This is a genomic window from Paenibacillus sp. FSL L8-0494 (genome assembly GCF_038003695.1).
Lineage (GTDB): Bacteria > Bacillota > Bacilli > Paenibacillales > Paenibacillaceae > Paenibacillus_AQ > Paenibacillus_AQ odorifer.
This window is the reverse complement of sequence record NZ_JBBOPQ010000001.1, coordinates 1,929,653-1,953,028: the sequence shown is the minus strand read 5'-3', so window position 1 is coordinate 1,953,028 and position 23,376 is coordinate 1,929,653. Positions and strand designations below refer to the sequence as shown.

General features: G+C 42.9%; 19 protein-coding genes and 1 riboswitch. Of the genes, 1 reads left to right on the top strand and 18 read right to left on the bottom strand.

The window, feature by feature from the left end:
• Positions 1–382: 382 nt before the first annotated feature.
• The 5 genes from mqnC to metA form a co-directional block, all read right to left on the bottom strand.
• Positions 383–1,519, bottom strand: coding sequence for a cyclic dehypoxanthinyl futalosine synthase (gene mqnC, locus NYE35_RS08605; protein WP_036684474.1), 1,137 nt, complete (start codon positions 1,517–1,519; stop codon positions 383–385).
• Between the two features lie 376 nt (positions 1,520–1,895).
• Positions 1,896–2,759: an IS3 family transposase gene (locus tag NYE35_RS08600; protein WP_341122440.1), complete on the bottom strand. Its 864-nt coding sequence runs from the start codon at positions 2,757–2,759 to the stop codon at positions 1,896–1,898.
• 11 nt (positions 2,760–2,770) lie between these two features.
• Positions 2,771–3,088, bottom strand: a complete 318-nt coding sequence (locus NYE35_RS08595; RefSeq protein ID WP_036683594.1) for a transposase — start codon at positions 3,086–3,088, stop codon at positions 2,771–2,773.
• Positions 3,089–3,437: 349 nt separating this feature from the next.
• Complete coding sequence (locus NYE35_RS08590; RefSeq protein WP_341120674.1) at positions 3,438–4,610, bottom strand: PLP-dependent transferase; 1,173 nt, start codon at positions 4,608–4,610, stop codon at positions 3,438–3,440.
• Between the two features lie 36 nt (positions 4,611–4,646).
• Positions 4,647–5,567 carry a homoserine O-acetyltransferase MetA gene (gene metA / locus NYE35_RS08585; protein ID WP_036684477.1) on the bottom strand — a complete coding sequence of 307 codons (921 nt, stop codon included), beginning with the start codon at positions 5,565–5,567 and terminating at the stop codon, positions 4,647–4,649.
• 115 nt (positions 5,568–5,682) lie between these two features.
• Positions 5,683–5,812, bottom strand: a riboswitch (SAM riboswitch).
• Between the two features lie 397 nt (positions 5,813–6,209).
• Here metA and corA point away from each other — a divergent pair.
• Positions 6,210–7,145 carry a magnesium/cobalt transporter CorA gene (corA, locus tag NYE35_RS08580; protein WP_038569550.1) on the top strand — a complete coding sequence of 312 codons (936 nt, stop codon included), beginning with the start codon at positions 6,210–6,212 and terminating at the stop codon, positions 7,143–7,145.
• A gap of 86 nt (positions 7,146–7,231) precedes the next feature.
• Here corA and NYE35_RS08575 read toward each other — a convergent pair whose 3' ends face one another.
• The 13 genes from NYE35_RS08575 to NYE35_RS08515 all read right to left on the bottom strand — a co-directional run bounded on the left by NYE35_RS08575 (position 7,232) and on the right by NYE35_RS08515 (position 23,370).
• The gene (locus tag NYE35_RS08575) at positions 7,232–8,248 is read right to left on the bottom strand and encodes an HRDC domain-containing protein (RefSeq protein ID WP_036684572.1); all 1,017 of its coding nucleotides are present in this window, start codon (positions 8,246–8,248) and stop codon (positions 7,232–7,234) included.
• Positions 8,249–8,458: 210 nt separating this feature from the next.
• The gene (locus NYE35_RS08570; RefSeq protein WP_051491338.1) at positions 8,459–9,340 is read right to left on the bottom strand and encodes an ROK family protein; all 882 of its coding nucleotides are present in this window, start codon (positions 9,338–9,340) and stop codon (positions 8,459–8,461) included.
• A 168-nt stretch (positions 9,341–9,508) separates the two neighbouring features.
• A complete protein-coding gene (locus tag NYE35_RS08565) occupies positions 9,509–12,235 on the bottom strand; it encodes a hypothetical protein (protein ID WP_076297590.1) in 2,727 nt (908 codons plus the stop codon).
• 13 nt (positions 12,236–12,248) lie between these two features.
• A complete protein-coding gene (locus NYE35_RS08560) occupies positions 12,249–13,112 on the bottom strand; it encodes a copper amine oxidase N-terminal domain-containing protein (protein ID WP_052096890.1) in 864 nt (287 codons plus the stop codon).
• Between the two features lie 42 nt (positions 13,113–13,154).
• Positions 13,155–15,071 (bottom strand): Mbeg1-like protein, encoded by a 1,917-nt coding sequence (locus NYE35_RS08555; RefSeq protein ID WP_341120671.1) that lies wholly within the window; start codon positions 15,069–15,071, stop codon positions 13,155–13,157.
• Positions 15,071–15,901 carry a hypothetical protein gene (locus NYE35_RS08550; protein ID WP_076103994.1) on the bottom strand — a complete coding sequence of 277 codons (831 nt, stop codon included), beginning with the start codon at positions 15,899–15,901 and terminating at the stop codon, positions 15,071–15,073. The genes NYE35_RS08555 and NYE35_RS08550 overlap by 1 nt, the downstream gene beginning before the upstream one ends.
• A gap of 40 nt (positions 15,902–15,941) precedes the next feature.
• Positions 15,942–17,081, bottom strand: a complete 1,140-nt coding sequence (locus NYE35_RS08545) for an Mbeg1-like protein (RefSeq protein WP_076103995.1) — start codon at positions 17,079–17,081, stop codon at positions 15,942–15,944.
• A 95-nt stretch (positions 17,082–17,176) separates the two neighbouring features.
• A complete protein-coding gene (locus tag NYE35_RS08540) occupies positions 17,177–17,476 on the bottom strand; it encodes a WXG100 family type VII secretion target (protein WP_036684485.1) in 300 nt (99 codons plus the stop codon).
• Positions 17,477–17,522: 46 nt separating this feature from the next.
• A complete protein-coding gene (locus NYE35_RS08535; RefSeq protein ID WP_326047040.1) occupies positions 17,523–17,876 on the bottom strand; it encodes a WXG100 family type VII secretion target in 354 nt (117 codons plus the stop codon).
• A gap of 16 nt (positions 17,877–17,892) precedes the next feature.
• Entirely contained in the window at positions 17,893–21,777 is a 3,885-nt protein-coding gene (essC, locus tag NYE35_RS08530) for a type VII secretion protein EssC (RefSeq protein ID WP_341120669.1), read from the bottom strand.
• A gap of 5 nt (positions 21,778–21,782) precedes the next feature.
• The gene (locus tag NYE35_RS08525) at positions 21,783–22,610 is read right to left on the bottom strand and encodes a DUF5050 domain-containing protein (RefSeq protein WP_036684488.1); all 828 of its coding nucleotides are present in this window, start codon (positions 22,608–22,610) and stop codon (positions 21,783–21,785) included.
• A 14-nt stretch (positions 22,611–22,624) separates the two neighbouring features.
• A complete protein-coding gene (locus NYE35_RS08520; protein ID WP_162164278.1) occupies positions 22,625–22,855 on the bottom strand; it encodes an EsaB/YukD family protein in 231 nt (76 codons plus the stop codon).
• 17 nt (positions 22,856–22,872) lie between these two features.
• On the bottom strand, positions 22,873–23,370 hold the full coding sequence (locus NYE35_RS08515) for a hypothetical protein (protein WP_036684491.1): 498 nt from the start codon (positions 23,368–23,370) through the stop codon (positions 22,873–22,875).
• Positions 23,371–23,376: the final 6 nt, after the last annotated feature.

Sequence of the window (23,376 nt, the reverse complement as noted above, 5' to 3'; positions counted from 1 at the left end):
TTCTTTTGATATGATTATGATATCACTTTTGGATAATAATGTGAATAGGTAAAAAGAAATTAAAAATGCTTTTCTGTTCATATTTCATATACTGCAGCTCTATCGGACCCCACAGTCGCTATTGCGCTAAAAACCAGCCTATATGAGGCTCTTTTCAAGGATACCGTCGCTGGGGTCGAACACCTGCTCAAAAGACGCTGAATTTACGAATAAGGTCCACTGGGTCCATACGCCTAACGGATGATATAACAAGCGAAGATTCAGATGTGTTCTGCAATGAGGCTTGCTAATGATCGTGATCCTAACCTTACAAAAAAACGCTTGATGCTCATTAGTCCACTGAAGGATTAACAAGCATCAAGCGTTGATTAATTAATATATATTAGTTCTGCATTACAAAATCATTATCAATCTTCGCATTAGGATCATCGAACACCCGCAGAATATCATAACGTGTATTCCGCTGCGCTGGAACTTTGCCTGCTTCGCGAATCAGCTGAGTAATCGACTCGATGTTTACCTTGTAAGTCGCACCCGCCGAAGATACTACGTTCTCTTCAATCATTGTGCTGCCGAAATCGTTGCAGCCATATTGCAAGGAGAGCTTGCCGACCTCTGGTCCCATAGTGACCCATGAAGATTGGAAGTTCTTAATATTATCCAGCACAAGGCGACTGATCGCCACCGTCTTCAGATACTCCTCAGGCGTTTGTCTGTCCAGCTTCAGGTTGGTATTGTCCGGCTGGAATGTCCATGAGATAAAGGCCAAGAAACCTTCAGAATCATATTTGTTGGCAATACACTCATCCTGAGCCTCACGCACACGTAGTAAGTGCAAAGCACGTTCCTCCATACTTTCCCCAAGCCCAATCACCATTGTCGCTGTGGTATTCATACCCACTTTATGTGCCGTCTGCATTACATCCATCCACTCGCGCCACGAGCCTTTTAGTCGGCTGATTTTGCGGCGTGTACGGTCATCAAGAATTTCTGCGCCTCCGCCTGGCAATGAATCCAGACCCGCAGCATGAATTTCACGAACCACTTGTTCCAGTGGTAATCCTGATACTTCTTTCATCTTCATAATCTCCGCAGGAGAGAAGGAGTGCATTGTAATCTCAGGGAACCGTTGCTTAATTCCGCGCAGTATATCTGTATAGTAGCTAAATGGAAGGTTAGGATTAGTTCCACCTTGCATAAGAATTTCTGTACCATTAACAGCAATTGTTTCAGCAATTTTTTGATAAATCGCCTCATCTGGCAGCACATAGCCTTCATCCGAGCCTGGTCTGCGGTAAAAAGCGCAAAAACGGCAGTACACATCACATACATTCGTATAGTTAATATTACGGCCAATTACAAAAGTGGCTAACGGGTCCGGGTGCCAGCGTTCCATAATAGTGTTTGCAGCAGCACCCATTTTCTCAATTTCGTTGCTCTCGAATAGTCGGATGGTATCTTCCAATTGGAGACGGTCGCCCCGCAGGGCTTTATCCAAAATAAGATCTATCGCACTCATCGTTCGCATCCTCCTTTTAAACCCTTAGGGATATGGTAGATTCACAAAATCACAAGAAAAAATAACGTTGTCGTCCTTTAGAGATAACAACCGTTTCTCGTAGTAACATAAGGATAAAGTATAGTATGTAACTTATACCTTATATTTTAATAAATGAACAGTTCATTTCCTCATCGTATCACAATCTGAACAGCTTGAAAAACTTTTTACTTTCTCAGCAAGATACCATCCAGCAGAAAGAGTCCTTACATTGCTGCCTGCACCCGTTGAATCAAAATTCCCTGAGGCTGTCGGACACAGATGACGTTATTTGCAAGTTTTTAGCCTTTAGAGCATAGTTATGGACTCCATGGACCTCTGTCAAGAAAGTGGACAGTCACGCAACAGACATTCTAGTCAATTGCTCAGCAAAACGAACTGGAGAAAGATACCCCAGCGCGCCATGCATTCGCTTGCGGTTATAATAAAACTCAATATATTGAAAAAGTGTCTGGTAGGCTTGCTCCTTAGTTTTGAATCGTGGATTACAATAAATGAGCTCCTTTTTCAAAATGCTGTGCCACGACTCGATACAGGCGTTATCATAACAGTTACCTCTGCGGCTCATGCTGGACTCCATGCCATACGCTTTCAACTGCTTCGTGTATTCATGAGAAGTATATTGAGAACCTCTATCGGAGTGATGTAATAGACCCTTTTCCGGTTGTTTAGCTTCGTAAGCATCTTGTAAGGCGCCCGAAATCAAGCTAGTTTCCATATGGTTCTCCAAGCGCCACCCCACGATTTCACGCGTGCAAAGGTCCATCACACTAGCCAGGTACAAGCGCCCTCCCCGGCAAGGAATGTACGTAATGTCGGTAACCCATACTGAATTGGGTTTGAGTATTTTAAATTGCTGGTTCAGCGTATTCGGGGCAATCGGATGGTCATGATTGGAGTCAGTGGTCTGTACGCGATACGTTTTGGAGACAATGGAGCGAAGCTTCATATGTCGCATGTACACACTCACCGTGCGTTCGGTAACGGTATGACCTTCTTGATGTAACAGGCGGGTGATCTTCGGACTCCCATACCGCTTTTGATGGTCTGCAAAATGATACTGAATTCGCTTCATTATCGCAGCCTTACGAAGCATATGCGTACTGTTTTTTTCTGTCCGCCACTTGTAGTACCCGCTCCGTGACACATGTAGGGTCATGCACATCTTCTCCAAGAGAAACTCGGAGCGATGTTTTTCAATAAACTGGAATCTCAGTTCCTTGGTTTGCTGAAGATGTGCACTGCTTTTTTTACGATCGCTAATTCCTCTTCCACATCGGCAATCTTGTTATCTTTTTCTTGAAGTTGACGGCTCATTTCTTTCAACTGTGCCTCGAGTTCCCGTACTCGATCCACGCTAGCTGCCGGTTCATTCTTTAGTTCTCGATACTGGCTCATCCATTGATGCAGGGTACTTTTTGGGATGTTGAGCTCTTCCGCCAAGTCGCCCACTGTCTTTGTTTGCTCTTGAATGAACTGCACTGTCTGTTTTTTAAATTCTTCGTTATACCGTTGTCGATGTTCTCCCATGTGAACACACCTCCGTGGACTCATTATCGCCAGTCTGTTAACTACTGTCCACTTTTTATTCTAGCTTCACCAGTGATGCTATTCCATGAAAAGAGCCTCATGAAAGCTGGTTTTAGCGCAATAGCTGCTGTGGAGGCCGTTAACATTCCAAATGTGTAATAATGCTGTGTCTAAGGTCAGCTGTGTCCAATAGCGAAAAGTCCAAAAAGAAGAGCTATCCCAGCAGCCAATTCCCGGCTTATGAGACAGCTCTATTTCATCCTCAGTCTAACACCAGCTCTAAATCAACGGTGAGATAGATCCTCGATATTTTCCAGCAATTCGGTGCCGATCTGGGTTGCCGTTACTTTTACTTCGTTTCGATTTCCGCCCGCGCAGCCTCCAAAGCATGACCCAGATCAGCAATTAGATCCTCCGCATGTTCAATGCCCACCGAGAAGCGCAGCAACCGATCATCTACACCCACCGCATTCCGAATTTCCACAGGAATGTCCGCATGCGTCTGTACTGCAGGATAGGTCATTAACGATTCAACCCCGCCGAGGCTCTCCGCGAAGGCTATAAGCCGGATATGACGAAGCAGAGGTTCTACGTATCTGGCATCTTTTAATTTGAAAGAAAAAATTCCGGTATTGCCCGAGGACTGGCGACTCTGAATTTCATATCCCGGATGATCCGGCAGGCCTGGATGGAACACTTCCGCAATCGCCGGGTGCTCTTGTAGATAGCGGGCAATTGCTAGTGCATTACTCTCGTGCCGTTCCATACGCAGAGCCAGTGTCTTCATGCCTCTCATCAGCTGATAACTGTCTGTTGGCCCAAGCACAGCGCCAATAGAGTTATGTAGAATCGCTATTTCAGCGGATAATTCAGCCCCTTTAGATACAATAAGACCAGCAAGTACATCATTGTGTCCGCCCAAATATTTGGTAGCACTATGGACTACAATATCCGCACCTAATTCCAGAGGACGCTGGAAAAATGGAGTCAGCAGTGTATTGTCTACAATTGTGAGCAGCCCATGATGACGAGCCCAAGTAGCAACGGCTGCAATATCCGTAACCATCATCAAAGGATTCGTTGGCGTTTCAATAAATATCGCCTTTGTATTTGGAAGACGGGAAGCCTCAAGCGCATCCAAATCATTCGTATCTACATAGGAAGCAATGATTCCAAACTTGGACATAATTCGTTCCAACAAACGATAGGTCCCGCCGTAAAGATCCAGCGAAACGATCAAGTGATCGCCTTGCCCAAACAGGGTAAATATGGTTTGAATAGCCGCCATCCCAGAGCTACAGGCAAAACCTGCATCACCAGACTCCAATTCCGCAGCCGCATTCTCCAGTACGGAACGGGTCGGACTTTTGGTACGGCTATAATCGAAACCTGTGCTCTGCCCAAGCTTCGGGTGACGGAATGCCGTAGCATTATAGATAGGAAAATTAATGGCTCCGGTAGCCGGATCTTCTTGTGAACCTATTTGTGCCAGTCTGCTTTCAATCCTAAGTTTGTCGTCCATGATAAATGCCTCCTAAATTATAATGTAGCGCTGATCTTAATAAACAATCGGGTCGATATCGTAAGGTGTCTCTTGATATACATAGTAATTGAGCCAATTAGAGAATAATAAGTTGGCATGTGCACGCCACACTGCAGGAGGTGTCCGTTCTGGATCATCTTTAGGGAAATAGTGTTTCGGCAAGGCCATCTCCATGCCCCTCTCCAAATCACGATCATATTCCCATTTCAGGGATAGAGGATCGTACTCGGAATGTCCGGTCACAAATATTTGTTTGCCGTCGGTCGTAGCTACTAGATACATACCAGCTTCTTCGGATTCTGCCAGAATCTGCAGATCTGGATTGCTCTCAATATCTTCGCGGGAGACATCGGTATGACGGGAATGCGGTACATGGAATACCTCGTCAAAACCGCGCAGCAATTTAATGTTATTTTGATTAATCGTATGGGAGAATACACCAAAACATTTTTCAGGCAATGCCACTTTACGAACACCAAAATGATGATACAACCCTGCCTGTGCCGCCCAACAGATATGCATGGTCGAGGTCACATTATCCTTGCTCCATTCAAAAATCTCTTTTAGCTCTTCCCAATAGGATACTTCCTCAAACTCCATTTGCTCTACGGGTGCTCCTGTAACAATAAGGCCATCCAAACGGCGGTGGCTGATCTCGTCAAAAGTTTTGTAAAAGCTTCTCAAATGCTCAGCAGAAGTATTCTTAGAAGTATGTGAGCGTGGATGCAGCAAGGTAACATCAACTTGCAGCGGTGAATTTCCTATTAAACGCAGCAATTGAGTCTCCGTCGTTTCTTTAGTCGGCATGAGATTCAGAATAGCAATCCTTAGTGGACGGATATCCTGATGGAAAGCCAAACTTTCATCCATCACAAAAATATTTTCTCCGGATAGTACTTCTTTTGCTGGTAAACTGTCGGGAATTTTAATTGGCATTGTCTTTCCACTCCTTAACTGTATTTAGGTTATGTTGTCACATCGCGGCTTTCTGAACAATAAAAAGACCTTTCTCGGAAAACGAGAAAGGTCATATCTACAGTCATATGCGCCTCTCTCATCTGCCAGAAACTTTTGGACGGGGTTTAGTCGTCAGCAAAGTTCCGCAAGAATTAGCACCGTGCGTTCACACGCCGGTTGCCGGGTTTCATAGGGCTAGTCCCTCCACCTGCTCTTGATAAGATTTAGCTGTATTCAATTAAATTTCTTTAAAATTTACTTTAAATCATGAACCTCCTTTTCGTCAAGTCCATACAATGCTGAAGTAGCCTTAAAGTAACAATAAATTTGCTTGAAAGAGGCATACTCCGTTGTTATACTAGACAAGTATTTCATACCTGAACGAAAAGAAGAGGTGAGAAGAAGAATGGAAGGCGACCCGAGCTCGCAATTAAGTGTACAAAATGAGCAACCACACAGGATAATCATCAGCTTGCCGGCGGCGGGAGCAGTTCTTCTTCATGCCCTCGAATCGTCATTCGGCCTCTTGTATTGATTGTAACGCCGGCCAAGCTGATTTTTTTCTCTGTGCTTAATTAGCAGTCCCTGGTGAAGACCCGGGGATAGAAGGAGTGGAATCAGATGAAAATCCGGCTGGTGAATGCAGGGGTTTTTACACCTATTGATGAAATTGATGAAACATTGACACCCCCAACAGAAGGGTTCTATTGGATTGATGCAGATGTGGAGGATTTGGAGCTGCTTCAGCCCCTGTTCAACCTGCATGATCTCGCTGTTGAGGATTGCCTTAGTGAAGAGGATCAACGTCCAAAGATCGAAATATACGAAAGTCATTACTTTATTGTTGTAAACAGCATCCGCTTTGATGATGAGGAAATTTTCCTGCGGGCACTCAATATATTCTTGGGCAGACATTATATTATTACTGTAACGAAACAAAAGATCCACGAGCTGCGCATCCTGAAGCCCATGTTATGGGAGCAAGAGGTTAGCGAACCCGACCAATTCCTTTACCTGCTTATCGACCTTGTCGTAGATAATTATTTCTCCGTAGGTGACCGAATTGAAGCCCGGATTGAGAAGCTTGAAGAGGATATTTTAATGCATACCAAGAAATCTCATCTGAGTGAGATTATCGGTCTGCGAAGTGAGATCTTATGGTTAAAGAAGATGCTGGGACCACAGAAAGAGGTTATCAATACCCTGAACAAAAAAGACCTCCGTCTGATTGATGATCAGCTGCAGAAGTATTTTAGCGACATTTATGAAAATGCAGTTAAAATATCCGAAACCTTTGAGACGTACCGCGATCTCATGGGCAACTTACGTGAGGCCTACCAATCCAGTATCGCCAACCGCGCCAATGAAATTATGAGAGTATTTACCGCGATTACAACGATATTCATGCCTTTGACCGTAATTACCGGAATCTATGGGATGAACTTTGATCATATGCCTGAGTTGCATACGAAATACGGCTATTTTGCCGTTATAGGTCTAATGTTGACGTTAGGCTGTGGGATGCTGTATGTATTCCGCAAGAAAGAATGGCTATGAAAATAAACGGACGAATAGGCAAGACGAAGGCCCTTTAACCCTATGGTGTAAGGAAGCCTTCGTCTTTTTGATATGAGGAAAAGCTACTAGAAACTGGTCGCCACGCCCACTTTAGGAGCTTGCTCCCGCCGGAAACGAATGCGGATCAGCCGCAGACGTTCATAATAGCTATCCAGCCCTTCTGCTGCTGAAAAATCCTCCCCATACACCTTATGCAGCACTGGCTTTAGAAAAAGATCTCCTGCCTCTACATAGGCATTCCATATCGCTTCCTGTTCATTCTGCGGCATATTTTTCAGTTCTACCTCGATCAGTTTCTCCACGCAATAACCTTCTCTTTCCAGCTCCTCTACCGCTTCAATCAGTTCGCGACGGTTCACTCCACTGTTCACCTTAAGCTGTTCTAACCCTAACCCATTCTCGATCCCTTGCAGCAGAATTCGCCGTAATCGCAGTCTTTCTAGCTGTTTCTTATATTTGACCTCTTTCTGTTTATAGAGCCAGGATACAAAAGAATCCTCCTCAATTTCTTGGTGAACCCAGTTCAAAGGGAAGGAATGTTCCCTTGCAGCCGTAGAGGTTATAGCCAACCAATCCGTGCCATATTGGGCTACCTTTCCTTCCCCTACACCAGGGATCTGCAGCAGCTCCTCTGGTGTATGCGGCAAGAAAGTGCTTATCAAACGTAACAAACGATTGCTGGCAAGAATGTAAGGGGCTTTCCGTTCACTAGAAGCTCGGCTGCGGCGCCAAGCACATAACTCCTCATAAATAGCTTCGTTCCCATTATATTCACTGTAATATTGCAGCCTTAGCTGCTCCTGATTGCGCCCAGTAAGGCCGTCTTCTTCATGAAATACGCCATCAATCAACGGCCGATAGCCATCCCCCATCTTCACCGCCAGCTCATGCCTGTAAACACAGAGCATTTCATTCCAAGAACCACCCGCATACCACAAATGCTCCTGCGTCTCCTCACCGTCTGAAAAATCACGCCAGCCCAGGCTCCACACTCCTTCTTCCTCTCCAATCCATAGCTGAGCGAACACCTCTTGATCCACCCCAGATATTCTGGATAAGCGATTCATAAATACAATTTGCATATTCATCCCTGCCTTTCTAGTCTTCAGCAAGCACTATACCTACCGGGTCTGAACTACTCTTCGCTGGTGTGAATCCCACACTGTCAGACTCGGAAAACGCAAAAAAGCACCACTCTCACGATAAACGTGAAAGAGGTGCTCCCTCATTAAATGCTATACTGTTAGATCCTACAATACCATATATTTCCTAACAGTCAATATCTTTTTATACTAGTTTCTTGCCAAAGCTAAGGTTGCCAGTCCAATCGCACCTGCAAGTCCTGCATTATCTCCAAGCTGCGGTGGCACAACGTAATTATCAATATCGGTATTGAGCGCTGGATGCTGAACATAACCTTTAAGCAGCTCCTGCAGCTTGGTACGGATTAGCGGGAACAAGTGGCTTTGCTTCATGACCCCACCGCCCATTACGATTTTTTCGGGAGACAGAATCAGCACGTAATTCATAAGTGCATGTGCAAGATAATGAGCTTCCATATCCCAAGCTGGATGGTCAACAGGCAGCTCGCCTGCTGGTTGTCCCCAGCGTTTGCCAATCCCCGGACCTGCGGCTAACCCTTCAAGGCAATCGCCATGATAAGGGCAGTAGCCCTCAAACGTGTCCTCTGGATGTCTGCGAACTAGAATATGTCCCATCTCAGGATGAGACAATCCATGCACCATCTGACCTCCAACAACTGCTCCCGCTCCAATACCTGTCCCAACCGTAATATAAAGGCAGCTGTCCAGACCTTTAGCCGCTCCCCATTTACTTTCCGCAAGCGCTGCACCATTCACATCCGTATCAAAACCGATCGGCACGTTAAATTGCTCAGCCATTGTACCTACCAGATTATATTGTCCCCAGTGAGGTTTTGGTGTCGTTGTTATGTAACCATAAGTAGGGCTGTCCAGCACGGGATCAATCGGTCCAAACGATCCAATACCAAAAGCTTCTACATTCTTCCCATTAAAATAGTCGATTACGAGTCCCATCGTTTCTTCCGGTGTTGTTGTCGGAAAGCTAACTCGGTCCAGAATGGTACCGTCCTCATAACCAATCCCGCATACAAACTTCGTTCCGCCTGCTTCAATCGCTCCCAATAACTTCATAGCAACTATCTCCCTTCTCCAATAAGCAATAATCCGCCATCCAGTGTGAAAATAAAAAACAATATAAAATAAAACAATCAACAGCCCTTATTATACGTTGGATGAAGCGCTATCACAATAATAAAACTCCCTTCATGCTATTTTGCATGAAGGGAGTTTTATTATTGTTTAATTATTTAAGTCATCAAACATAGAGCCTTTTACCGTAACCTCAATTTGATCCAGCGGCTTAATGCCGACAAGCTTGCCCAGTGATTTGTATGCGTTGGTACTCTTGGAGAGCTCCACATCTGCCAACCAAGCCTTAACATAGTACTTCCCATCTGGCATTTCAGCTGTAGTATAGACAGGAATATGGTCCTTATTAATCGTAATCGTCACCGTAGACTTTTCCGTGATCTTGTACATATTCTGATTCAAGCCCACATATTCACGGTATTTGAAATTGTCGAAGCTTCCCAGTGTACTAGACTGTGAGTAACCCTCTAATATATTCTTCCAGAATTCATGGGTGCCATTATCACTTTCTCTTTCTTGTGAATATGGGATCTCTTCCACATCTTTAGTAAAGCTGTTCTCCACCGTCAACAATTTCGCATCATTCACTCCGGTGTTATCCTCTACGGATAAAGCTGCTGGCTTTCTTGCAAAGTTATTCCCGTTTTTGCTCAGTGGTTCATTCCGCAGATTGACCGCAACTTTATCATTATTGATATACATAAGATCAGTTTCATATCGGAAAGAATTCGTAAGTTCCTCAACAAGATCCTTATGGTCCTTCGTGTCTTTATCCGTATCTTTAAACGTAACTGTCTCCAGTGTAAAGGTATACGTTCCAACAGGATTAAAATAATATCCGGATTTAATCGGATAATCATACCCTTGAAGTTGCTTATCCGTCGCAAACACGGCGGTATCATAATTAGATTTGTCGTTAAGCATTTTTTTAGCGGTAGCTCTGGCTTTCTTATAAGCTTGAGCCATGCTATTCTCTACCTTCCAACCGATGTCTCCGCTTGCCTGTTGTGTGAAGATTCGTTCGAATTGCCCCTTTACTTTCGTCCAATCCTGTAAGTTCTTATTCTCATCTTCATGAGCCATCCAGCGGATTACATTATAATTGTAAGGCTCACTTGTCCAGAGGAGCTTTCGAATCAAAGAATCCGCTTTATTCTTGTCTATTGAATTCTTGTACAGCTTAGGTGCTATTTGTTTGGCCCCGTTATAAATATAGGTCCGAATGGTTTTGACATCCTCACCTGGTGTAAACGGAGCTGAAGTGCTGCCGCTCTCCGTATACGTTTGACAAGATTCAACATCTTTACCTTGCCCGTTCTTAGTTGTGCTGCACACCTGATAATTACGAGTGAAATTTCTGCTCACAGTACCCTGGAAACTGATATTACCTGACTTTTGATTAGGTGTATACGGAGCCGGATTAATGTACCACTTACCGTTAACAGGATCATCACCAAAATCAGGACGCTGTAGACTAGCTATGATGTCAGGTTGCCTAACTATAGTACTGGCGGCATCGTTAACCAGCGGATTATTCTCCACACGGAAATAACGATAGATAGTATCCGAATTATTGATTACTTCCAAAGCGCCTGTAGCATTCCCACTCCAAGTAAAATCAGAATATTGCGGTTGTAGAACAGCCTTTATAGCAGCACCATCGGCTAACCCGAATTTCACTTTTTTCGATAACACATTATAATCCAGATCGAAGGAGCCTTTAGTTGTTGGCATCGAGTTGACCTTCTTAATCCATCCGTAAATCTCATTATTTCCGTAAAAGACTTCATTAGGTGACTTCAACCTGTTCAGATTAAACTGGATGTATACGTCCTCATCAGGCATTGTAAATGTCGCGAAAAGAATATTGTCAGCCGTATTAGCCGCAAGCATAATTTCACCTGCTAACGTTGACGCATGACCATGGTATCTTACAGGGATTTCCTTTCCGTTACTCGTGATCTTCCAAGCGTAATCTGTTGTTTTCTGCGTGGCGAAGCTGGATCTGAGTCTGATTCCAACGGTTACCTCTTGTCCAGCTACCGCGCCGGTTGGCAAAGTTTCGAAATGAGGGGATAAATCATTTACCTGCAAAATAAACGGTGCGATAGGAATGCCTAAGTAAGTAATATTTCCGTTGGAACCTTGGATGTAAATCCTGCCTGATCCCCAAGACAGATAGGTAGGCGGTTGCAAGACGTGAACATAATCTATCCATCGCCCTCCCTTAGACGGTGTAGTATTCTGAGTGTATACAACCCTGTCTTTATACTCCTTGTCTTGATTGTTATAGATGAACCGTTCATATTTCTTACCGGCATAGCTCAGGTTTAGTCCAGTAAGAATCGCCTGCTCAAAAGTCCCGCCGGAATTTGCTAGATACTCAATATCCCGACCTACAAATGCATCAAAATCATTTTTTCTAATTTTGTAGCTTGATTTTACGCCAGAGTCCTTCCAAGGTTCCTTTATCATATTAAAATTCTGAATTTGAATCCCGCTCCATCCAGCATACCATGGAGCTCCCTCAGTTGAGACCGAGTCCCCATCAATCGAATACCCGGAAAAAGCAAACATATTGCTATGCTCCAGCCATTCATGATTTCCACCATAGACAATCTCAAAATTACTATTGTTAGATTTTATCTGGTTTTGTAACAAATCCTCTCTTAACTTTCCTTTATTAGTCTCCATTGTGTAATAATTAGATTTTTTATAGAGCTCCGCCATATCTTTATTGATCTTCTCGATAACAGCTGTCGCTGTTTTTGGAAGATTGTTAGAAGTATCATTCACTGACTCTTCAGAGAAAACTGAAGAAGCTATAGATTGGAATAAGAATATTGTCACTATACTAAGCCATATCGATTTTTTCATACCTTCACCTCTCCTACTTCGGCCATACTGCGATTCCTATATCCCCCATACCAGGAGAATCTACATCAATTTTATAATCTTTGCTTTGGAAGACTTTATAATCTAGCTCATCCATTCTTTTTGTTTTTGTTCTAACATACTTCATAATCGAATCTACGACATCGCCCTCAATGTTTTGTCTAAGAATATTCTCCGCTTCCTTCGCTTCCAGTGCAGGGTCAGAGCCTATATTAGTAAATGTAATTGTAATTTGAAAAAGATACTGACCTGCTTTCCGATCATCATTGTTGTATACTGTCAGCTGTGAATCGGTAATATAAGTCGACTCTAGATTAGCCCCCAGATGGGTATACGGGATTTCAAACCCATGAATCGTTACCGTCTTCGCTCCATTCGTTGATTCTCCCGTAGCAGGCTTATCAGAGGTAGCTATTTCACCTGAAGGAGTAGTGATGTAGACCGTCTTCACAGCATCATCCCATTTCACGTTTACACCGAGTCCTTCATATACAAATCGAAGTGGGACAAAAGTTCTTGACTGTTTGAACAATGCTGCCGTGTCCATTTGTTTTGTTTTTCCATTGAGCTCATAACTCTTTTTCCCGATATAGACACCCATTGTTTTGCCTTCAAGCGAGATTGTTGCCTTTTTGGCCTTACTGTCCCATAACACCTTAGCTCCAAGCGCTTCACTTATAAAACGCACGGGTAGCTGTACTCTTTGCTGCGCATCGATAAAAGGCTGGGCGTCTGGAAAAATAACTTTTTCTCCATTTACTACTACCCTCAATGGAAGACTTGCTGCAAAACCTGAGAATGTAGAAGTCATCAGGGATACCATTAGTAATAAAAGTAGAGAACTGATTAATTTTTTCATATAATTACTCCTCTCAATTTATCTTTCTATTTCCTGATATAATTAGTTAAGATGTATTGTGGTAGTACTTGCACGGGCAGCTGCAACAATTTTGGATTCAATCTCTCGATATTTTGTAACTGTGTATCTTAAACCTGCAGTTTTTCCGTTAATCGCTGTTGTTACACGATTTTTCTGTGTCCGGACTTCATTGCTTAAACGTTGAACTTCTCTTAATTGAGCTTGAACATAAGATTCACTGTAATTCCTGCCCACGTTAGAACTGACTCCTGAAGCTATAGATAATATCCTCTCGACGGCTTCAGCAATGCTCTCTTCCTTACGCACCAGACTTTTCTGCAGACTCTCCAGTTTATCCATATTCGCCAAAATCTTGGCTCCTTGAATGACACTAGCAGATGCAACTGCAATCTTCGTTATGGTTTTCGTTACGGTCGATTTGACTTTGCTGATCGCTGAATCTTTAATCGTGCGTACGCCAACGATAAATTCTTCCTTAGTTTTCTTAATTTTAGATTTTACACTTTGGAATATATCCCCCATTTTCTTCATTGCTTTGTCTTTTACACTAATCCAATATTCCTTCTGAGCTTCAATATACTGAATGGCATTCTCTACAAAACGATTAAAGCCCTCTTTTAATTTCGTCATAAAATCAGAGACTGCGTGCTTTACCTTTTGTGAAAACTCCTCAATTTTATCACCGATCAAATTAGTCACTCGGACAGCTTCTGTGACCATATTCGTTACAAATTCAACACTTTGATTATAAAAGGAGACCACTCTCTCCTTGATATCCTCCACCTTTTGCTCAATCCAGGGAATCACACTGTCAATTACAAAACCAATCACATAAAGCGCAACCAGAGCTTTTATAGTGATAACGAGCGCAGCTAACGCTGCAGTAATCGCCGCAGTAACAACTGCAACGGGCCCAACAGTCACCATTAAAAGCCCAACTACGGCTATTCCCGCAAACGCTAATGGTCGCAGATCTACTTCCCCATCCAATACTTTAAAAATCCCTTCAACCAATGCTTCCTTTAGTGGCCCCGGCACAATTTCTAAACCAACTGTAATATTATGCACAAGGTTAGGAACCAAAGCCCGAGTCTGTGACTCTGAACGTTGAAAGGACTCATTGTTCCCGTCGATCTTCAGTGAGAATAAGGAATGATGTGGCAGCACGGTATTCCTTTCAGATTCAGTGTCAATGTAAATACCTGCTGATGGATTTTGAAATAAGGCCGGAACGATGTCATTTTTATTTCTGAACTCTTTAATTTTGTCATTCTCATTCAATTCATCTATAGTGGCCCTGTGTTTATCAAGCAAGGTTCCATTAAATCCCGGTGCATTAAACGTTGATGCGGAAGTTAGCTGATTCCGTAAATTCTCAGGTAATATAAAAGAGGAATATAGGGCTAGATTACCTCCTAGCGAGTGTCCAGTCAGAAACAATTCATAACCCGCATCTATTTTGAAATTATCCATATATTCTTTAGCTTCCGCCTGTTGTAAAGATTCAAGGGCATATGCAGTTGTTCCGTTGTTTTTCCAGTCATTATGGTAAAGCGGGTTATCCATTGGTTCACTACCCCGGAACGCCGCTACCTTTGCCCCGTTCTTGGTATCTACTGTAAATGCAACAAAACCTGATTCCTCTTTTTTATTATGAGAGACGATATTGGAGATTTCCCAATTCTGATAATCAGATATATTCATCTGCTCTATGAGATCATTCCACTGCTTGTATTCTTTGACTCCGTTAAGATCGTCAGGAAAGCGTTCTTTTAATTGTTGCTGACCTGCGGGAGAAGCGTAGAAGTTGAGAACTTCGCCGAGAGTGATTTTTTTATATAATGCATATGTTTTTTCCAAATCCTTAATGTTGAGTATATCTAAATAAACAAGTTGCGAGATCTGCTTTAACTCTACCTCTGTAAGCGTATCGTCCATTACAATCCCCCTCTTTGTTCCATTCTTTTTATTCTGTCCTCTTTCCATATATCAAAGAATTCTCTAATCTTGTCTTGAGATTCTACAATCTTTCCATCAACTCCTAATTTGAATCCAGCCATTGTAACTATATTAATAATTCCTGTTTTTTTAGTTTCGTCACTAAAATATATGTCAACACTTTCCTCTGCCTTTTTGACCTCTTCTAATCGACCATAGGCCTCTGGAGTGAGGTATCCTATCCCTATCAGACTACTCACATATTTATTTTCTGCTAGTATTTTTGCAAAATCCATATATTTTCTCATTTCTGCCTCTTGGTCCATATCTCCATTACCATCAACATAGTTATCACTATTTAAATAGACTGAAATCACCAGCGTATTCGTTGGATATAACTTCAGAAATTGCTCGTAGGAAATCTTTGTATCGTTATGCTTGGGGTAAACCAACCCCGTTTCGTTGGCAACGATAATTTTACTGTCAGGCCAAATGCTAGCAGCGATTGCTTGAATCATTGGTTCGTCTTTTTTTGCTACCACCTGGTTTAAATAGTTGTCATACACCTTTTCCAAATCCTTCGTGATTTCCACCCGTACATTAATCGTGTCATCCTTCTTAGGATGCACAGTCGCCTTCAATGTATTGTTGTTCATCGTTCCCCAACCGCCGCCTATGCCATCAAGGATGAATTCCTCGCCATACTTTTCCTGCAAGGAGCTCAAAATTTTCTTTTCACTTTTCTCCTCTCTAGAGCCACATCCCATAAAGCTGAACATTGATAATATCAACATCAGAGTCAACACCTTCCTTGTATAAATCTTTTTCATGCTGGCTTCACTCCTTTTTGATCGCGATTCCAGTTAGTAATCAGAACTCAAAATCCAGCTTCAATTCTGGAAATTTGAGCATTTGATTCATGGTTGTTTCAACCACCTTATCGAGATGTAATGTCATTTGGTTCGTTAGTTTCTCCATACGTTCCATGAGGGCATTTGTCAGTTTATTCAACCATTCCTCTACATGGTCCATCAGCTTATCCCCTACCGGACTGCAAATCAGCAAGATGGATAAGACAGCTTGCGTGATTTCATTAAGCTCTTCTGCTATTCCCGCTGCCTCTAGCATGGCTGCTTCAGATAGTTGTTCAAATTTCGCACGGATGTCATCGAATAAGAAGGATTCCGGAATATTATTCATTTCGGTTCTCCACTCGCTGAACTTCGCATCCAACATTCGTTCATATTTGTGGGCAATTTCAATCAGTGCACCTCGCACTTTTCCTACATCCAACTGATCTATTAAGGTAAATATCACGTAACCCAAATGATCCGATGCAGATTCTGTTAGTCCGACGGTATCCCCAAATCCACTCATAACAGCATCAAAAACAGGCGTATGCTCTTCCGTTAGGATATTAATCTTGGATAGCAAAGCATAGGCATTCCCTTTTTCACCTATAATCACATTCCCCTCAGAGTCAAAGGTATAGCGCTGCCAAAGCGAATCAGGAATTAGAAATTCCGTTTCTTCTATACCCGATTTAGCAAATACAATCTCTTCGTTGTGTTTGCCTAACGCGGATACAAGACTGTTATAAGCCACAATATTTTTAACCTGAAGCTTTCCCCTTTGCTCCGCAGTCAGAATGTTTGCTATACCTGGTGCGTCGAATACCACACCACCAATCCCCTCATTAACCGCTGCTGCATAAAGAGCTAAGGCACCGCCCATGGAATAACCAGTAACCTGGCAATCCTTCTCCCCTTTGTTTTTTAATAAAAATCTTGATGCTTCCTCCGGCATGCTGCTCTGACCGCTTAACAGAGACTGCAGATCCGCAAGCCAATCTTTTCCTTTATATGTAAAGATAATTAATCTATCATCATGCTCATCTCTATAGGCATAGGCTGCTGCACCAGCAAAAGCCAGACTATCCGTCAGTTCGAGACCGTCTGCTGCTTCTACAACTGATGCCAGTGTTATGTATTGTTGTTCGGTCAGCTTCACTTACAGATCCCCCCAAATAAATTCACTTCATACTTACTTAAAATCATACTAACAAGGCAGATAGCTCAAAATCTGCCTTGTTATGTATGCCAGCATTATTTTCCACGCAGTTTACTTGCCATTTCTTGCTCGGCTTGTTGCTTGATGTTAGCAATTTGCGTTAGGTTCTTACTGATGTTCTCTACACAGAGAACCATTTCCTTAAAACTAGGCATAAGTCCATCGAATTGTTGTATAAAAGCAGTTTGTGATTCTCCTTGCCACCAACCGCTAACAGCATGAATTTCAGATTGCAATTGTTTGATAAGAGTATCTGCATTGTTTGCTTTGGTTTTAATAGACTTAGCTACACCTAGTGCCTGATCCGGATTAAATGTAAGATTGTTTCCCGCCACATTATTCACCTCCTTTCAAAGCATTTCTATCTCAACACCCCTGTCATTACTTCTGGCTTTGCTTTTGCTTTTGCTTTTCTAATTGCTTTTGTTTCAGTGCCTCTTGCGCCGCTTTCTCTGCTAGTCTTCGCTTTTCTTCTCTTTCCTGTTCAGCACGGATCACTTCTGAAGCCACTCTTTGGACCCCACTTTCGAGCCTATCCAGCATTGTAAGCAGGGTCTTCATTTCGCTATCCAGCTCGTTGTATTCACTTTGAAATGCTTTAGAAGCCGTACCGGTCCAATAGCTGGCCGATTGTGTATAATCACTTTGCAGTTTTTTTGAAGTACTGTTCACTTCATTGATTAGACTATGGATTTGTGAAGCGTTTCCCCTGATTTCTGATGGACTAACTGACACTAGCTGCACCTCCATCCTAAACTCCTACTCCCGCATTAACTCGATTCTCCTTACTCCATACGGCACATCTTAATCCGGTATATTTATTCTTTACAATGAGATAGCCATCACCTTGCTCCCCATCTTTCTCCTGGCTTCCGTAAGGTAAGGACACATTGTAAAGATTTTGTTCTTTCATTCTACCTAGCAAGATCCCGGTCTGTTCTTCTCGGATAGTCTTGCCCAAGGAATCCCAATTAGAGGTAAGATCATTTGTGTTATCTGCCGCTAGAACAGCTACCTTCATGCCGCGTTCTTGCTTCACAATTCGTTCAATCAGCTCATGCAGCATATACTTGTCTCCGCTCGTAAATTCACTTAGACGATCAATAACGAAGATTATCTGCTTCCACTGTTTCATCAGAGCGCCAACGTCACCACCGGACATTCTGCATGAGAGAAGCTCACTGCGTCTAGTTTCCAATTGTTCTTTGATCCCATCAATGAAATTGTCCAAATCATCCACGTTCGATAAATCCGTTACGTAAGACTGTTGTATCAGTTCATAAATGCCCATAGCAGATGAATCCAGCGCATATACCTCTAGACCCTGCTTTTCGCTCAGCAGCTTCATCCACGATACAAGTAAAGTGCTCTTTCCTGACATAGCCTCTCCAGCTATCATCAGCACTGGTGTTGCAACAAGGTCTATAAACACAGGCTGTAAATCATTGTTGCCCAAGCCTATTGCCAGTTGCTCTGAATTATTATTGAGCTGCCGCAGATCAATCGTAGAAGGCATCACCGGAATTGGTGCGGCTCCAGTTAGATTCAAAGCCTCCATTCTCTTCAAGATGAGCTCGGTAGCGGTATGTTGATATTCAGGAAGCGAAGTCTGAAATTCCAAAGGCGGCTTGCCTCTTACCAATCCTCTGCCTGCAACCTTTGCGGGTTCCAAGCCTTCCGTTCGTCCTACAATACCATCATATTCACTCTTCTCAGTCATCTGGAAGCTGATCGCCATTTTGAAGTTAACCGAAAATTTATATCTGACCAAAGCACTATTGGTTGCTGTAGCGACCATATAAATACCGTATTTAAAACCTTCACGAGCCAGCAGCACCATTTGAGCGTCAAAATCTTCGTAGGTCTCCGATAAAGCAAAGTAGTTGTCAACTATGACTATAAATGCGGGCAGTTTTCGTCCACTTCTACGGTAATCATTGAACCCTTCACTTTCATTATTTTGAAACAGCGTTCTTCGATCCTCCATAACCCTGAACATAAAGCGCATAAATTGGTCAATTTTATCTTCTTGCTCCAGTGTCATTACCCCACCGACATGAGGGAGTTTCTCCATAGCTTTGAGTGAGCTTCCGCCAAAATCCATAATATAGATATTGACGTCATCCGGCGGATACATTAGAGCCAGCGATAAACATAACGTTTTGAGGAACACGGTTTTACCTGTACCCGGCGTTCCATAGATAAACAGATTCCCCTCAGATGCAAAATCTATCTCCAGCGCTTCCTGTCTCTGTCCTCTTGGATCATCCATGATCCCCACTGGCACACTGAGCAGTTTCTGCTGCTGCGGCCATCTACCATCTGCTAAGCTATTCGGCAGCAATAAATCGAGGTAGACTACTTCAGGCAGTGGCGGTAGCCAAGGCCCTTTCATTGGAGAAATCCCATATTGCTTGGCAGTTTCTGTAATGTATTCAACCATGGCATGCAGTTGGGAAGCAGACTCATTTTGGGAGAATTTCTCTTCCTCAAGCGGAAAGATCTGCTCGCTTCTACCATTCAGAGCTACCTTATAGATTCGTTTGGTCTTGTTCTCCTGTTTCTGCAGTTCGCCTTTCGGATCATAATCAGCACCAGAATACGCAGATTGGAACAACTCAAAGATCTCATCATTTCCGACCTGTATATACGCCCTTCCCGGTTCCTTAATCATGGCCGCATCAGGACGTTTAATAACATCCCGACTGTCAGCCTCATCCTGCACTTTAAGACATATTTTAAATTTCGAGTTACTCCATATCTGGTCATCCACTACGCCGGCAGGCTTCTGGGTGGCAAGGATCAAATGGACGCCAAGGCTTCGACCTACCCGGGCCGTACTTACAAGCTCTTTCATGAAATCCGGTTGATCCTGCTTAAGCTCCGCGAACTCATCCGCAATCATAATCAGATGGGGAATGGCTGGCATGTCACCTTTTACATTTTTGCTATAAAATAATTTCTGGTATTTATCAATATTGTTCACGCCATATTCCGAGAAGACACGTTGCCGCCGCATGAGCTCACTTTTGATAGATAGCAGTGCTCTCGTCGTTTGATTCCCATCCAAATTCGTAATGGTACCGACCAGATGGGGCATTCCCTTGAATACATCTGCCATGCCGCCCCCTTTATAATCAATAAGAACAAAAGCAATATCATGCGGATGGTAATGAATGGCTTGGGATACGATGATACTTTGTAATAATTCACTTTTGCCAGAACCTGTTGTCCCGGCTACAAGACCATGGGGCCCGAACCCCGTCTCATGCATATCTAAATATAAAGCTTCTCCACCAGCCCTCACCCCTATAGGTACACTCATGCCCATATAGGTTTTGTTGCGGGTCCAGTTCAACATTACATTTACTTCAGATACCTTTTCGTTCTGTAGCATTTCCATCAGTGTGATGGAGGATGGAAGTGAGAAATTAGCACTTGAATTTTTGATTCGTAGCGGTGCGAGCTTTCTGGCGACTAGATCTAAATCTTTTATATCTGCCTGATCCGGAGTAAATACGATCTTCTCCCCGGTTAATCGATTGGCCATTTCACCGCTTTTTCCGTTTAAATGAATAACCGTTTTACAGTTCATGGGCAAATAAGCGGAATTCTTGGCGATAAAAAGGGTTGATACTCCAAGCTTTACACTGCCGTTGTACAAATATTTACTGATTAGCTCATTCTCAAGCAAGGAAGCGTCCTCTACAATAAAGAGATAATGGGGCAATACACCACCGCTCAAAGACCTCATCTCCCGCTCCTTCAAAGAGCCATAAATCTCGGACAAGGTCTGATGGGCAATGACTTTACCACATAAAAGAAATCTGATATTAAAACCGTCATCCCATAGGTGGGGTACAAATTTCAGCCAATCCCATTTCTCCAATTCATCCTCTGCGGCAAGAACAATAACCCTGACATCGTCATAACCATGATGAGTCACAAGCTGTAGCAGCATCAGCTTTATTAGCACAGCTGTTTTATCGCTTTCACCGGCAATCCCGCATATTTCGGTAGTCAACAGATTAACCGTTATAGGAACGTTCGGGACCTTCTCAAATTCCATGGCCAATCTCTGCGGCTCCATCAGCAGCGGGTCCGTTTCAAGGATGATCGCCTGTTTGGTGTATTTGATGTGCAGTTCCAGGGGTACACTTCCCACCCCGATCCGCAGAGCCAGAAAATCATTATGTGAAGGCGTTTTTTCCCATAGCTTGTTATCCCTGCGCGAGATTCGTTGCACACATTCCGCAGGATCCGGGCTCATTTCATTCATGGCTTTCACCTGTTGTTCGCGAGCTATCGACAATTCGCTGCGGACATCGGTTATAAATTGAAGATATTTTTCTTCCCGTTCCTTCTTCTTTAGCTTATATTTCCGAATCTGAGAAGTTGCTCCTGTCAATGAGCCAATCAGTGTCATTACTGTGGTCGCAACTGAGATCAGTAAATAGATGGACTGTGAAGTCATTGCGATTAATACGGTAATAATCAACATTACGATAGGTGGAAGCAATATTCCGAACCAAGAGATCTCTGGTTTCTCGTTAATCATAGGTGGATTAGGAACATCAATTTCTCCCCGGGGCATATCCGGTAGAAAACGGGGCTGACGACTGAATTCATAGCTCATTATATCTACCTTCCTATAAAGGTTATTGTCTCCGCCTCTCCACCAAATAGAGAGATTCGATGCCATTCACGACCACTGCAAAAATAAAGATCATTGTCCAGAACATGTAAATAGTCCGCGCTTTCCCCAGATATTCGAATACTCCCTCCATGCAATGGATCTACGCGATATATACTGTTGTCATTTAATCGGTTAGCACAATAAATATATTTGTCATCCGTGCTTATACTAAGGGCAACTATATTGTCTACCATAGTTACCGTATGACGCTCCACATCAAGTAGCGTCAAGCGATGTCCATTCTCGGCATCTGAAAAACACAGCTTATTTCCTATCCGAATCAGTAAACTTGTAACCAATTCACTAATCTTTTCACTTGCCTCACCGGATTCTGTGCTCCTCTTAATCCCATTTGGTGTAGCATAGTAGATTTGTCCTTCGTACAAGAGAAAACTCTCCACATGCTCATCAATCAGCCTCATATCACGTTTACCACTAGTAGAACAGCGATATAATCGATGGTCCTCCTCGTGAATATAGTAGATCCAATCTTCATGTCGCTGAAGCTGATAACAAGGTTTGTCTAACAATACTTCTGAATGTTGCTTTACAATATCAAGCTTACAGAGCACATTTCCCTTTAACTGATCACTGTAATAAAGGAAATTGCCAGCCTCATTCATGAACCAGAACAAACCCTCATAATGAATAGGCACAGCTTGATCATTCGCTCTGTCCAAAGAATAGGTTCCTGAATAGTTTTTAATATCCGTAATAAAAAGAGATTCATCAGCCTTTAGGATTAATCCGCCACTTTGCAGGTTGCCATTCATTTCATTGCCCCTTCTCAGATAAGTGTGAGCAGTGCGCCTTGGGCTACACCTTCTTGATCCAAGGTTTTACTATTACTTAATATTCTGCCTAATGGCTCAGCCTGAAGCTTAGCCCCGCTTCTCTCCTTTAAGCTCAAGGACTCCGTTAACATGTCTAACAGTTCTTCTATAGTCACAAACACCGGGACTTTTAGGTCCATTCTTAGACCTGTATCCGTTTGAAAAGTAACCATGATATAGTCCATTCTGATTATTCCTTTCATCAATTCTTAACGGAGAGAATATATTTCCTCTCGCTAATTAACTGATAATCTACTTCTTTGTCTGCTTCTTCAGCGAGCTTTAAGTATCTGGTTTTAAATTTGTATGTTGCCTGTGCTTTCACATTAACTTCTGATACCCATTGGCTGGTTTGGGTGTTCTCTATGTTAGAAAAATCTAAATTTACCGTAAAATCATTGTATCTATCATCATTGGAGGTAAATGTAAGCACGTTGCCATTATCGGTCTGTTCCGATACATTTAGAGCACTTTCGAACGCATCTGAAAAGTATTCTTTGAACCTCTCCTCGTTAATCACCGCATCCAGTCCACGTAGCAGTTCATACTCTAAACTCCGATCCTTGGCTGCCCGGCAAGCATTAGAGATCGCAGTGCTCAGCACTACCTTCTCTCTAAATACAATGCCCATCTCCACCAAAGGCTCCACAACAATTGACACTAGAATAATCAACAATACTCCTACTGCAATATTTTTCACACAAAG

Coding starts and splice junctions, on each gene's coding strand:
- NYE35_RS08590 (WP_341120674.1), bottom strand. CDS start 4,610: ATGGACGACAAACTTAGGATTGAAAGCAGACTGGCACAAATAGGTTCA.
- NYE35_RS08555 (WP_341120671.1), bottom strand. CDS start 15,071: ATGGACGATACGCTTACAGAGGTAGAGTTAAAGCAGATCTCGCAACTT.
- NYE35_RS08525 (WP_036684488.1), bottom strand. CDS start 22,610: ATGAATGGCAACCTGCAAAGTGGCGGATTAATCCTAAAGGCTGATGAA.
- metA (WP_036684477.1), bottom strand. CDS start 5,567: ATGCCAATTAAAATTCCCGACAGTTTACCAGCAAAAGAAGTACTATCC.
- NYE35_RS08565 (WP_076297590.1), bottom strand. CDS start 12,235: ATGAAAAAATCGATATGGCTTAGTATAGTGACAATATTCTTATTCCAA.
- NYE35_RS08575 (WP_036684572.1), bottom strand. CDS start 8,248: ATGCAAATTGTATTTATGAATCGCTTATCCAGAATATCTGGGGTGGAT.
- NYE35_RS08550 (WP_076103994.1), bottom strand. CDS start 15,901: ATGAAAAAGATTTATACAAGGAAGGTGTTGACTCTGATGTTGATATTA.
- NYE35_RS08570 (WP_051491338.1), bottom strand. CDS start 9,340: ATGAAGTTATTGGGAGCGATTGAAGCAGGCGGAACGAAGTTTGTATGC.
- NYE35_RS08520 (WP_162164278.1), bottom strand. CDS start 22,855: ATGGACTATATCATGGTTACTTTTCAAACGGATACAGGTCTAAGAATG.
- NYE35_RS08595 (WP_036683594.1), bottom strand. CDS start 3,088: ATGGGAGAACATCGACAACGGTATAACGAAGAATTTAAAAAACAGACA.
- essC (WP_341120669.1), bottom strand. CDS start 21,777: ATGAGCTATGAATTCAGTCGTCAGCCCCGTTTTCTACCGGATATGCCC.
- corA (WP_038569550.1), top strand. CDS start 6,210: ATGAAAATCCGGCTGGTGAATGCAGGGGTTTTTACACCTATTGATGAA.
- mqnC (WP_036684474.1), bottom strand. CDS start 1,519: ATGAGTGCGATAGATCTTATTTTGGATAAAGCCCTGCGGGGCGACCGT.
- NYE35_RS08560 (WP_052096890.1), bottom strand. CDS start 13,112: ATGAAAAAATTAATCAGTTCTCTACTTTTATTACTAATGGTATCCCTG.